General features: G+C 68.1%; 11 protein-coding genes and 1 riboswitch. All 11 genes read left to right on the forward strand.

The window, feature by feature from the left end; all coding sequences use genetic code 11:
- Positions 1 to 12 precede the first annotated feature (12 nt).
- The 11 genes from DIE16_RS26040 to metF all read left to right on the forward strand — a co-directional run bounded on the left by DIE16_RS26040 (position 13) and on the right by metF (position 12,772).
- Positions 13 to 1,272, forward strand: a complete 1,260-nt coding sequence (locus tag DIE16_RS26040) for a DUF3443 domain-containing protein (RefSeq protein ID WP_124893681.1) — start codon at positions 13 to 15, stop codon at positions 1,270 to 1,272.
- Between the two features lie 143 nt (positions 1,273 to 1,415).
- Positions 1,416 to 1,913, forward strand: coding sequence for a VOC family protein (locus DIE16_RS26045; protein WP_044846372.1), 498 nt, complete (start codon positions 1,416 to 1,418; stop codon positions 1,911 to 1,913).
- Positions 1,914 to 2,273: 360 nt separating this feature from the next.
- The gene (locus tag DIE16_RS26050) at positions 2,274 to 2,654 is read left to right on the forward strand and encodes a DUF805 domain-containing protein (RefSeq protein WP_124520480.1); all 381 of its coding nucleotides are present in this window, start codon (positions 2,274 to 2,276) and stop codon (positions 2,652 to 2,654) included.
- Positions 2,655 to 3,079: 425 nt separating this feature from the next.
- Positions 3,080 to 4,279, forward strand: a complete 1,200-nt coding sequence (gene flhB / locus DIE16_RS26055; protein ID WP_124486869.1) for a flagellar biosynthesis protein FlhB — start codon at positions 3,080 to 3,082, stop codon at positions 4,277 to 4,279.
- Positions 4,276 to 6,378, forward strand: a complete 2,103-nt coding sequence (gene flhA / locus DIE16_RS26060; RefSeq protein WP_124486870.1) for a flagellar biosynthesis protein FlhA — start codon at positions 4,276 to 4,278, stop codon at positions 6,376 to 6,378. The genes flhB and flhA overlap by 4 nt, the downstream gene beginning before the upstream one ends.
- Complete coding sequence (flhF, locus tag DIE16_RS26065; RefSeq protein WP_124893682.1) at positions 6,375 to 8,165, forward strand: flagellar biosynthesis protein FlhF; 1,791 nt, start codon at positions 6,375 to 6,377, stop codon at positions 8,163 to 8,165. Before flhA ends, flhF begins: the two co-directional genes overlap by 4 nt.
- Positions 8,158 to 8,976: a MinD/ParA family protein gene (locus tag DIE16_RS26070; RefSeq protein ID WP_124893683.1), complete on the forward strand. Its 819-nt coding sequence runs from the start codon at positions 8,158 to 8,160 to the stop codon at positions 8,974 to 8,976. Before flhF ends, DIE16_RS26070 begins: the two co-directional genes overlap by 8 nt.
- Positions 8,977 to 8,998: 22 nt before the next feature.
- Positions 8,999 to 9,733 (forward strand): RNA polymerase sigma factor FliA, encoded by a 735-nt coding sequence (locus DIE16_RS26075; protein WP_044846366.1) that lies wholly within the window; start codon positions 8,999 to 9,001, stop codon positions 9,731 to 9,733.
- Positions 9,734 to 9,811: 78 nt separating this feature from the next.
- Positions 9,812 to 9,928: riboswitch (S-adenosyl-L-homocysteine riboswitch) on the forward strand.
- Positions 9,929 to 9,962: 34 nt separating this feature from the next.
- Positions 9,963 to 11,381 carry an adenosylhomocysteinase gene (ahcY, locus tag DIE16_RS26080; protein ID WP_124486873.1) on the forward strand — a complete coding sequence of 473 codons (1,419 nt, stop codon included), beginning with the start codon at positions 9,963 to 9,965 and terminating at the stop codon, positions 11,379 to 11,381.
- Between the two features lie 182 nt (positions 11,382 to 11,563).
- Positions 11,564 to 11,917, forward strand: coding sequence for a phage holin family protein (locus DIE16_RS26085; protein ID WP_006477367.1), 354 nt, complete (start codon positions 11,564 to 11,566; stop codon positions 11,915 to 11,917).
- Positions 11,918 to 11,941: 24 nt separating this feature from the next.
- The gene (gene metF / locus DIE16_RS26090) at positions 11,942 to 12,772 is read left to right on the forward strand and encodes a methylenetetrahydrofolate reductase [NAD(P)H] (RefSeq protein WP_044846364.1); all 831 of its coding nucleotides are present in this window, start codon (positions 11,942 to 11,944) and stop codon (positions 12,770 to 12,772) included.
- Positions 12,773 to 12,911: the final 139 nt, after the last annotated feature.

Genomic DNA, 12,911 nt, shown 5'->3' on the forward strand with positions numbered 1-12,911 from the left:
GGGAGAGCGATCTTGAGAATTCCTCGTACCTTCAGGCGCTGGCTCGGGCTGCTGAGCGTCGCGGCCGTGACGGCCATGCTGGTGACCGCCTGCGGCGGCGGCGATGACAACGGCGGCGGCAGCGGCGGCAGCGGCGGCGGCAATGGTTCCAACGTATCGGACGGCAATACCGCGAACACGGCCGTGATCACGGTCGGCACCGGCGTCGCACACGTGATCAACATCCCGACCGTCAACGTGAAGATCTGCGTGCCGGGCACGACGAACTGCCAGGTGGTCAACAACGTGCTCGTCGACACCGCGTCGTACGGGTTGCGGCTGGTCAGCAGCGCGCTGTCGTCGGGCGTGTTGAACAACCTGCCGCAGACGACGAGCGGCGGCGCGCCGGTCGCCGAGTGCGGCAAGTTCGTGTCGAGCTTCACGTGGGGCTCGGTGCGTACCGTCGACCTGTCGATCGGTACCGAGCAGGCGGGTTCGCTGCCGGTGCAGATCATCGGCGATCTCGGCACGACCAACGTGCCGAGCTCGTGCTCGAACAACGGCGCCAGGACGTCGGCCAACACGGCGAGCGACCTCGGCGCGAACGGCATCCTCGGCATCGGGCCGGCGCCGGTCGATTGCGGCACGAGCTGCGCGACGTCGACGTCGGCGACGTCCAACAACTACTACGCGTGCCCGAACGGCAATGCGAGCTGCGCCGTGGCGCTGGTGCCGGTCGCGCAGCAGGTGGCCAACCCGGTCCATCGCTTCGCGACCGACAACAACGGCGTGATCGTGCAGATGCCGAACATCTCGAGCAGCGGGCAGGGCAGCGCGACGGGCCTGCTGACGTTCGGGATCGGCACGCAGGGCAACAATGCGCTGGGGGCGTCGACGGTGCTGACGTCGACGACGACGGGCGACGTGAGTGCGACGTTCCTCGGCGGCAACGTGACCGCGTTCTTCGATACGGGCTCGAACGCGTACTTCTTCAACGATTCGGCGCAGAAGGCCTGTACGACCAACACGCAGTTCTACTGCCCGTCGTCGACGACCACCTATACGGCGACGCTGACCGGCCAGAACGGGAAGTCGGGCGGCGTGTCGATGCCCGTCGCGAACGCCGATTCGCTGTTCGCGAATGCGTCGACGTTCGCGTTCAACGACATCGCCGGCCCGTTCGGCGCGGCCGGCTGGCTCGATCTCGGCATGCCGCACTTCTACGGCAAGACGATTTACTTCGGGATGGACCGGACCGCGACCGGCGGCGCGCAGCCTTACGTCGCGTTCTGATTGCGCACGAGCGGCAGCAGGAAGGGGGCGAGCGATCGCCCCCTTTTTTATGGTTCAACCCGGATTACCGGGGAACGCCGCGCCAGCGCCTACGATATAAGACCGGCACCGGTGCCGGCGCACGACATCGAGGAGACAGCGCCATGAGCCAGCGTATCCAACGCATCACGCCGTTTCTGTGGTTCGACCACGACGCCGAGGCGGCCGCCCGCTTCTACGTGTCGGTGTTCGACGACGCGCGCATCCTGCACGTCGCCCGTTACGGCAAGTCCGGCGCGCAGGCGTCGGGGCAGGCGGAGGGCGCGGTGATGACGGTGTCGTTCGAACTGGACGGGCAGGCGTTTCTCGCGCTGAACGGCGGCCCGGCGTTCCCGCTCACACCGGCCGTGTCGTTCGTCGTCAACTGCCGCGACCAGCAGGAGATCGACCGCTACTGGGCGGCCCTGGCCGAAGGCGGCGACGAGCGCGCGCAGCAGTGCGGCTGGCTGCGCGACCGCTTCGGCGTGTCGTGGCAGGTGGTGCCGGTGCAGATGCCCGAACTGATGGCGGGCGACCCGGCACGCGCCGAACGCGTGATGGCGCAGGTGATGAAGATGAAAAAGCTCGATCTCGGCGCGTTGCAGCAGGCGGCGGCCGGCTAGCGAACGCCGGCCGGGACGTGCCGTTTTCGACGTGCGCGCGCGACGTCCGGCGATATTCCCGGCCGGTCGGTCAATCAGCGCAGAACGATCGTTTCGATTATCGATCGAGATGCGTTTCACGCCGGTGTAATCAAGTCGTGGATTATCTTGCTGCTGTTTATGTCAGGTCGTCGCGATTATAAAAATGACGTGACATGCGTGTTGGCGATACGGCGCGCCGCCGCTGCGGCCGCTCCAGTAATGCGAGAGCCGGCGTGAGAGACGGTCCGCATGCGAAAGGAGATGCGATGCGAAGAAATTCAAACTTATAATGCCCGCGTTGTTTCCGGGATCGTCGATATAAAACATGAGGGCAATAAGATGAGTTTTAGTGAAGCCGTTCGTGCCGCACTCAATCAATACGCGAAATTCGAGGGCCGCGCGCGCCGCGCGGAATACTGGTATTTCGCGTTGCTCACGAGCGTCGTGTCGATCCTCTGCCAGGTGATCACCATGGTGGGGCACGACACGAGCGCGATCTCGCTGCTGCTGATGATCGTCGCGGCCGTCGTGTCGCTCGCGCTGGTGCTGCCGAGCCTCGCGGTCACCGTCCGCCGCCTGCACGATACGGGGCGCTCGGGCTGGTTCCTGCTGATCGCGCTCATTCCGCTCGTCGGCGGGATTCTGCTGCTCGTGTGGATGTGCTCGCGCGGCACCAACGGCCCGAACCGTTACGGCTCGGATCCGATTCCGGCGATCTGAGCGCCGCCCGCCCCGACGCGCGACGCCGTCGTGTGGGGGGGGGCCGACGATCGCTTCACGGCTGCCTTGCTTCGCGGCTTGGCTCCTTGGCAGATCCCACGCTTCACCGTTTCCCCATTTCCCGCTTCGCCGCTTCCCCGCTTCCCCGCTTCACACCTTCATCCACGTCACCACGTCACCACGTCACCGCGCCACCGCGCCACCGCGCCACCCCGCCACCCCGCCACCCCGCCACCCCGCGAACGCGGTTTCCATCGTCTCCCCGCGCGCCGCACCCGCCCGCCGGCTGTCCGCCGCCCCCGCTCGCCCGATTCCTCGAAATACCCCCCTTTCCAGGCTTTGCTCGACCGATCGGCGTTTGACGGGCGCATGAATAATCGGTGTCACTGGAGAACGGCATTTCGCCGTACCCGACTGGAGGCCCCGTGGCAGACGAGAGCGATCTCGACAGAACCGAAGCCGCCACTCCGAGGCGCCGCGAGAAGGCGCGCGAGGAGGGGCAGGTCGCGCGTTCGCGCGAGCTGGCTTCGTTCGCGCTGCTCGCGGCCGGGTTCTACGGCGCGTGGCTGCTCGCGGGTCCGTCGGGCGCCCACCTCCAGACGATGCTGCGCGGTGCGTTCGCGTTCGACCGCGCGACCGCGTTCGACACGCACCGGATGCTGTCGGCGGCCGGCAGCGCGAGCCTCGAGGGTCTCGCCGCGCTGCTGCCGATCCTGGCGCTCACCGGCCTCGCCGCGCTGCTCGCGCCAATGGCGCTCGGCGGCTGGCTGATCTCGCAGAAGACCTTCGAGCTGAAGTTCGACCGCCTGAACCCGATCTCGGGCCTGGGCCGGATGTTCTCGATCCAGGGGCCGATCCAGCTCGGGATGTCGCTCGCGAAAACGCTCGTCGTCGGCGGGATCGGCGGGATCGCGATCTGGCGCAGCAAGGACGAGCTGCTCGGTCTCGCGACCCAGCCGCTCGGCTCGGCGCTCGCCGATGCGATGCATCTGGTCGCCGTGTGCTGCGGCACGACGGTCGCCGGGATGCTGGTGGTCGCCGCGCTCGATGTGCCTTACCAACTCTGGCAGTACAACAAGAAGTTGCGCATGACGAAGGAAGAAGTGAAGCGCGAGCATCGCGAGAACGAAGGCGATCCGCACGTGAAGGGCCGCATCCGCCAGCAGCAGCGCGCGATCGCGCGGCGCCGGATGATGGCCGCCGTGCCGAAGGCCGACGTGGTCGTCACGAACCCGACGCACTTCGCCGTCGCGCTGCAGTACACGGACGGCGAGATGCGTGCGCCGAAGGTCGTCGCGAAGGGCGTGAACCTCGTCGCCGCGCGCATCCGCGAACTCGCGGCCGAGCACAACGTGCCGCTGCTCGAGGCGCCGCCGCTCGCGCGTGCGCTGTATCACAACGTCGAACTCGAACGCGAGATTCCCGGCTCGCTGTACTCGGCTGTCGCCGAGGTGCTCGCGTGGGTCTACCAGCTCAAGCGTTTCCGCTCGGAAGGCGGCGCCTTCCCGGCCGCGCCGGTCGATCTCGACGTGCCGGCCGACCTCGACAAGGGGTCGTCGGTCGCCGCCGACGACGAGCGTGAAGAAGCCGAAGACACGCTCGGCAAGCAAGGGAACGCAGCATGAGCACCCCGACCACCGGCCTGTTCGCCAAGCGCGCGAACCCGTTCGCGGGCACCAACCTGCGCGCGCTCGCGGGCCCGATCCTCATCTGCATGATCCTGGGGATGATGATCCTGCCGCTGCCGCCGCTGCTGCTGGATCTGCTGTTCACCTTCAACATCGCGCTGTCGGTGATGGTGCTGCTCGTCAGCATGTACACGATGAAGCCGCTCGACTTCGCGGCGTTCCCGAGCGTGCTGCTGTTCTCGACGCTGTTGCGGCTGTCGCTGAACGTCGCGTCGACGCGCGTCGTGCTGCTCGAAGGCCACACCGGCCCCGACGCGGCGGGCCAGGTGATCGAGGCGTTCGGCCACTTCCTCGTCGGCGGCAACTTCGCGGTCGGCATCGTCGTGTTCGTGATCCTGATGATCATCAACTTCATGGTGATCACGAAGGGCGCGGGGCGGATCGCCGAAGTGTCCGCGCGCTTCACGCTCGACGCGATGCCCGGCAAGCAGATGGCGATCGACGCCGACCTGAACGCGGGCCTCATCAACGAGGAACAGGCGCGCAAGCGGCGCCTCGCCGTGTCGCAGGAAGCCGAGTTCTACGGGTCGATGGACGGCGCGTCGAAGTTCGTGCGCGGCGACGCGATCGCGGGCCTGATCATCATGGCGATCAACGTGATCGGCGGGCTGATCGTCGGGATGGTGCAGCACGACATGAGCTTCGCCGCGGCCGGCACGAACTACACGCTGCTGACGATCGGCGACGGCCTCGTCGCGCAGATCCCGTCGCTCGTGATCTCGACCGCGGCCGGCGTGATCGTGTCGCGCGTCGCGACCGACGAGGACATCGGCACGCAGATCACCGGCCAGCTGTTCACCAACCCGCGCGTGCTCAACATCACCGGCGCGATCATCGTGCTGATGGGGCTGATCCCGGGCATGCCGCACGTCGCGTTCCTCGCGCTCGGCGGCGGCGCGATCTGGCTGGCCCGCACGCAGACGCGTCGCGCGGCGGCCCGCGTGGCGGCCGGCGACGTGACCGAGATCGCACCGCCCGCCGCGCTGCCGGGCGACAGCCACGAGGCGACCTGGGACGACGTGCAGCTGATCGATCCGCTCGGCCTCGAAGTCGGCTACCGGCTGATCCCGCTCGTCGACAAGAACAGCGACGGCGAGCTGCTCAAGCGCATCAAGAGCATCCGCAAGAAATTCGCGCAGGAAATCGGCTTCCTGCCGCCGGTGATCCACATCCGCGACAACCTCGAGCTGCGGCCGAACGCATACCGGATCGCGCTGAAGGGCGTCGAGATCGGCACGGGCGAAGTGTTCCCGGGCCAGTGGCTCGCGATCAACCCGGGCCAGGTGACGGCCGCGCTGCCGGGCGCCACGACGCAGGATCCGGCGTTCGGGTTGCCGGCCGTGTGGATCGACGTCGCGATGCGCGAGCAGGCGCAGGTGTACGGCTACACGGTAGTCGATGCGAGCACGGTCGTCGCGACCCACCTGAACCATCTGGTCGTGCAGCACGCGGCCGAGCTGCTCGGCCGCCAGGAAGTGCAGTCGCTCGTCGAGCGCACCGGCAAGGATGCGCCGTCGCTCGTCGAGGACCTCGTGCCGAAGACGATCTCGCTGACGACGCTGCAGAAAGTGCTGCAGAACCTGCTCGAGGAAGGCGTGCCGATCCGCGACATGCGCACGATCCTCGAGGCCGTGTCCGAACACGCGGGCCGCGGCGACGCGTACGAGATCACCGCCGCGGTGCGGCTGTCGCTCGGCCGGGCGATCACGCAGCAGTGGTATCCGGGCGCGGGCGAGATGCAGGTGATGGGCCTCGATTCGAATCTCGAGCGCGTGCTGTCGCAGGCGCTCGCCACCGGCGCGAATCCGGGCCTCGAACCCGGCCTCGCGCACAACCTTCTGACCGGCACGCAGCAAGCGATGCTGCGTCAACAGAATCTCGGGCTGCCGCCCGTGCTGCTGGTGCAGCACGCGCTGCGCGCGATGCTCGCGCGTTTCCTGCGCCGCAGCCTGCCGCAACTGAAAGTGCTGTCGTATGCCGAAGTGCCGGACACGCGCACGATCAAAGTCGTTAACGTCATCGGGGGTTCCGCTTGAACATTCGCAAATTCACCGGCGCGACCAGCCGCGACGCGCTTCGCCTCGTGCGCGAGGCACTGGGTGCCGACGCCGTCGTGCTGTCGAACCGCACGCTCGATGACGGCAGTGTCGAAATCGTCGCGCTCGCCGACTCGGATCTCGCCGCGGTCGCGCCGCCGGCCGCGGCCCGGGCGCGCAGCCTTCCGCCGCGCACGCCGGAATCCGTGCCGGCCGCAGCCGTGCCGGGCATCGTGTCGCGCCCGGGTGCCGGGCTCGCGCGCCCGGCCGTCAATCCGTATGCGGCAGGCGAGGGCGGGCTCCCGGACGTGTTTTCCTCGGTGTTCGGCGCGCGCGCCGAAGCGACGGAGCCGGCCGCGGAATCGACCGCCTTCGACGCGGATGCCGACACGCACGCAACGGCCGCGGCATCGGGCGCGCCGGCTGCGCCCGTTGCGCCGATCACCGCCGCCGGCACGCCGTCGGCAGCGTCCGAACCCGCGCCGTGGCTCGTCGAGCACGCGAAACGCCTGACCCAGCAGCGCGAAGCGCTGATCGCCCGCGCGCAGGCCGCCCCGGCCGCCCCGCAAGCGCCGGCCCGCACGCAGCAGGACGCCGCACCCGCGACGCCTGCCGCCTGGGCGCGCGACATCGTGCGCGACGCCGAGCGCCGGATGCCGCCGGCCGCCGCCGCGACGGCCCGCCAGGGCGAAACGGGCGCCGCGAAGCCGGCCGAACGCACGCGCCTGTCCGCCGAGGCCGCCGCCGCGGTGGCCGACGCGGTGAAGACGCGCGTCGAGAGCATCGTCAACGACACGGTGATGCACGAGCTCGGCGCGATGCGCGGGATGATGGAAGCGCAGTTCGACAGCCTGATGTGGCACGACCGCCAGCGCCGCAGCCCGGTGCACGGCGCGCTGACTCGGCACCTGTTCTCGGCCGGCTTCTCCGCGCAGCTGGTGCGCATGCTGGTCGACAACCTGCCGTCCGGCGACGGCGCGCAGACCTTCGAGCAGGCCGCCGACTGGGCGCAGTCGGTGCTCGCGGCGAACCTGCCGGTGCTCGAGAGCGAAGACGCGCTGATGGAGCGCGGCGGCGTGTTCGCGCTGATGGGGCCGACCGGCGTCGGCAAGACGACCACCACCGCGAAGCTCGCCGCGCGCTGCGTGATGCGCTTCGGCGCGAGCAAGGTCGCGCTGCTGACCACCGACAGCTACCGGATCGGCGGCCACGAGCAGCTGCGCATCTTCGGCAAGATCCTCGGCGTCCCCGTGCATGCGGTGAAGGATGCGGGCGATCTCGAGCTCGCGCTGTCCGAGCTGCGCAACAAGCACATCGTGCTGATCGACACGATCGGCATGAGCCAGCGGGACCGCGCGCTGTCCGACCAGATCGCGATGCTGCACGGTGCGAACGCGCCGGTGCAGCGCCTGCTGCTGCTCAACGCGACGAGCCACGGCGACACGCTCAACGAGGTCGTCCAGGCCTACCGCAGCGCGGCCGACCATCCGCACGCGGCACACCCCGATCTCGCCGGCTGCATCCTGACCAAGCTCGACGAGGCGACCCACCTCGGCGGCGTGCTCGACACGGTGATCCGCTACAAGCTGCCGGTCCACTACGTGTCGACCGGCCAGAAGGTGCCGGAGAACCTGTACGTCGCGTCGACCAAATTCCTGCTGAAGAGCGCGTTCTGTGTGCCGCGCGACGGCTCGCCCTTCGTGCCGCAAGACGAAGACATGCCGACGCTGCTGTCCGCACTGACCGCACGTTCCACCGCCGAGCTGCACGAGGTGCGATTTGGATAAACGGATCATCGATCAGGCCGAAGGGCTGCGGCGCCTGCTGGCCGGGCGCGCGTCGCGCATCGTCGCGGTGACGGGCGGGCCCGCGGGCGTCGGCTGCACGTCCACCGTCGTGAACCTCGCGGCGGCGCTGACCGCACTCGGCAAGGACGTGCTCGTCGTCGACGAGCGCGCCGACGTGCACTCGGCCACGGCGACGCTCGCGGGCGCGTGGCTGCGCGACGGCGAACGCACGCGCGTCGCCGCCGGCTTCGGCCTGTGCGCGGCCGCGCGGCTCGCACGCGACGGCTACGACGATACGGAACTGAGCGACTTCGTCGACGGCCAGGCCGACATCGTGCTGGTCGACGCGCAGCTCGGCGCCGACGGCGGGTTCTCCGCGCTCGCGCGCGAGGCGCACGACGTGCTGATCGTCACGCGGGTCGCCGCGCAGGCGATCACCGAGGCGTACGCGTGCATGAAGCGGCTGCATTTCGCGCACGCGGTCGCGCAGTTCCGCGTGCTGACCAATCACGTCGGCAGCCACGCCGACGCGAGGACCGCATTCGACAACCTCGCGGGCGTCGCGAGCCGCTACCTGACGGTGTCGATCGCCGACGCCGGCTGCGTGACCGCCGATCCGCTCGTCGAGCATGCGCGCGACCTGATGCATACCGCGGTCGACGCGTTTCCGTCGTCGGCCGCCGCGCGCGATTACCGGCAGATTGCCGCCGACCTGCTGTACTGGCCGATGCGCCCGGGCACGGGCGCGGGGCGCGCCGTGCATGCGGGCGGCAAGCCGTCTTACGAGGCGGGTGCGGCGCACGCCGCGTGAGCGCCACCGCAAGGAGAGAGCCATGATGTACAACGCTCAGGGAAAGATGACCCAGGCCGACGTGCTCGCGCAATACGCGCCGCTCGTGCGGCGCCTGGGGCTGCAGCTCGTCGCGAAGATGCCGGCGAGCGTCGACCTCGACGACCTGATCCAGGCCGGCATGATCGGCCTGATGGACGCGGCCGGCCGCTACAAGGAAGACCAGGGCGCGCAGTTCGAGACCTACGCGACCCAGCGCATCCGCGGCGCGATGCTCGACGAGCTGCGCAGCAACGACTGGCTGCCGCGCAGCCTGCGCAAGACGTCGCGCGAGGTCGAGCACGCGGTGCACCAGGTCGAGCAGCAACTCGGCCGCTCGGCGAGCGAGACCGAGATCGCGCAGCACCTGAAGATGCCGCTCGACGAATACCAGGGGATGCTGCAGGACCTGCACGGCAGCCAGCTCATCTATTACGAGGATTTCGACCGCGCGGCCGACGACGAGCCGTTCCTCGACCGCTATCGCGTCGATCACGCCGATCCGCTGTCGGCGCTGCTCGACGACCACCTGCGCGAGGCGCTCGTCGACGCGATCGACCGGCTGCCCGAGCGCGAGAAGCTGCTGATGTCGCTGTACTACGAGCGCGGGCTGAACCTGCGCGAGATCGGTGCGGTGCTCGAGGTCAGCGAGTCGCGCGTGTGCCAGCTGCACAGCCAGGCCGTCGCGCGCCTGCGCGCGCGGTTGCGCGAACAGGCGTGGGTCGGCGCGGAGAACTGACCCTTTCACGGCAGCCCACGCGCGCCGACGCGGCGCGCGGCGCGCATTTCCCGCGCCGATTTGCTACAATCCCTCCCGTTTTCCGAGGAGCGTTGCGACGGACCATCCTGCGTCCGCCAGGCTCGGAAAGCTTCACCAAGCAGCCGTGCGGCGATATTTGCACCGGCCCCGCTTCCTGAACGGCGCTCACGTCACCAATTTCTAGAACTTTTTTAGAAAGGAGGGCGTGATGAACGCCATTATCGATTCCCAGGCTTCCAAGGATTACATCGTCGCCGACATGGCGCTTGCCGGCTGGGGCCGCAAGGAACTGAACATCGCCGAGACCGAAATGCCGGGCCTCGTGCAGATCCGCGACGAATACAAGGCGCAGCAGCCGCTGAAGGGCGCGCGCATCGCCGGTTCGCTGCACATGACGATCCAGACCGGCGTGCTGATCGAGACGCTGAAGGCGCTCGGCGCGGACGTGCGCTGGGCGTCGTGCAACATCTTCTCGACGCAGGACCATGCCGCGGCCGCGATCGTCGAAGCCGGCACGCCGGTGTTCGCGTTCAAGGGCGAGTCGCTCGACGAATACTGGGAGTTCTCGCACCGCATCTTCGAATGGCCGAACGGCGAATTCGCGAACATGATCCTGGACGACGGCGGCGACGCAACGCTGCTGCTGATCCTCGGCTCGAAGGCCGAGAAGGACCGTTCGGTGATCGCGAAGCCGACCAACGAGGAAGAAGTCGCGCTGTACAAGTCGATCGCGAAGCACCTCGACGCGGACCCGACCTGGTACTCGACGCGCCTCGCGCACATCAAGGGCGTGACCGAGGAAACCACGACCGGCGTGCACCGCCTGTACCAGATGGAAAAGGACGGCCGCCTGCCGTTCCCGGCGTTCAACGTGAACGACTCGGTCACGAAGTCGAAGTTCGACAACCTGTACGGCTGCCGCGAATCGCTCGTCGACGGCATCAAGCGCGCGACCGACGTGATGATCGCGGGCAAGGTCGCGGTCGTCGCGGGCTACGGCGACGTGGGCAAGGGCTGCGCGCAATCGCTGCGCGGCCTGGGCGCGACCGTGTGGGTCACCGAAATCGACCCGATCTGCGCGCTGCAGGCGGCGATGGAAGGCTACCGCGTCGTGACGATGGAATACGCGGCCGACAAGGCCGACATCTTCGTGACGGCGACCGGCAACTACCACGTGATCAACCACGATCACATGAAGGCGATGCGCCACAACGCGATCGTCTGCAACATCGGCCACTTCGACTCGGAAATCGACGTCGCGTCGACCCGCCAGTACCAGTGGGAAAACATCAAGCCGCAGGTCGACCACATCATCTTCCCGGACGGCAAGCGCGTGATCCTGCTGGCCGAAGGCCGCCTCGTGAACCTCGGCTGCGCGACCGGCCACCCGTCGTTCGTGATGTCGAACTCGTTCGCGAACCAGACGCTCGCGCAGATCGAGCTGTTCGTGCGCGGCAACGAGTACGAGAACAAGGTGTACGTGCTGCCGAAGCACCTCGATGAGAAGGTCGCGCGCCTGCACCTCGCGCGCATCGGCGCGAACCTGTCCGTGCTGTCGGACGAGCAGGCTGCGTACATCGGCGTGCAGAAGGACGGCCCGTTCAAGCCGAACCACTACCGCTACTGATGCGCCGTCGCCGCCGTGCCGCGGGCGTCCCGCATCGGGCGGGCGCTGTACGGCGGCACGGTGCCGGATCGCCGGCCGCCGCGTCATGTCCGCCGCTGCGCGGGCACGCGTGGCGGCCGGCGGCGGTCACCGAGCATTGACCGACCCGATCGACCAGATCGACAACCGAACCGGAGCCCTCCATGAGCGTCATCCTCACCTGGGTCATCAACGCCCTCGCGCTGCTGATCATCACGTACCTCGTGCCGTCGATCCACATCAAGAGCTTCGGCACCGCGCTGATCATCGCGGTCGTGCTGGGCCTGATCAACACGGTGATCCGGCCGGTGCTGATCCTGCTGACGCTGCCCGTCACGATCGTCACGCTCGGGGTGTTCATCCTCGTCGTGAACGCGCTGTGCTTCTGGTTCGCGTCGTCGCTGCTGAAGGGGTTCGAGGTGTCGGGTTTCTGGTCGGCGTTCTTCGGTTCGATCCTGTACAGCATCGTGTCGTGGCTGCTGTCCGCGCTGATCTTCGGGCAGCGCGACATCGGCTGACGGCCGGGCCCACTCTTGCGAATCATGAAACCGATCGAACTCTCGTTTGAATTCTTCCCGCCGAAGACGGCGGAGGGCGTCGAGAAGCTGCGCGCGACGCGTGCGCAGCTGCTGCCGCTGAAGCCGAAATTCGTCTCCGTGACGTTCGGCGCCGGCGGCTCGACGCAGCAGGGCACGCTCGATACCGTGCTCGACATGCAGAAGGACGGCCTCGAGGCCGCGCCGCACCTGTCGTGCATCGGCTCGTCGCGCGACAACCTGCGCGCGATCCTCGACCAGTACCGCTCGCACGGCATCCGGCATATCGTCGCGCTGCGCGGCGACCTGCCGTCGGGGATGGGCGCGGTCGGCGAGCTGCGTTATGCGTCCGAGCTCGTCAGCTTCATCCGCGCCGAGCATGGCGACTGGTTCCACATCGAAGTCGCCGGCTATCCGGAATACCACCCGCAATCGCGCTCGCCGAAGGCCGATCTCGAGAACTTCGCGCGCAAGGTGAAAGCCGGCGCGAATTCCGCGATCACGCAATACTTCTTCAATGCCGACGCGTATTTCCGCTTCGTCGAGGATGCGCGCAAGCTTGGGGTGGACGTGCCGATCGTGCCGGGCATCATGCCGATCACGAACTTCTCGCAGCTGATGCGCTTCTCGGAAATGTGCGGCGCGGAAGTGCCGCGCTGGGTCGCGCGCCGGCTCGAGAGCTTCGGCGACGATCGCGACGCGATCCGTGCGTTCGGCGCGGACGTCGTCACGAGCCTGTGCCAGCGCCTGATCGACGCGGGCGTGCCGGGCCTGCACTTCTATACGCTGAACGCGGCGGCCGCGACGCGGACGATCTGCGAACGGCTCTCCATGTAAGCGTCATCACGCGCTTGCATGCGTCGAAAGCCCCGCCGGCAAAACCGGCTGGGCTTTTTTTTGGTTCATCGCAGGAAACCGTGGAGGGTTTGGGAGCGATTGCGTAACCTGACGCCTGACTTTAAGGACGTCAGGAGAG

The sequence above is a fragment of the Burkholderia sp. Bp9090 genome, from assembly GCF_003857985.1.
Lineage (GTDB): Bacteria > Pseudomonadota > Gammaproteobacteria > Burkholderiales > Burkholderiaceae > Burkholderia.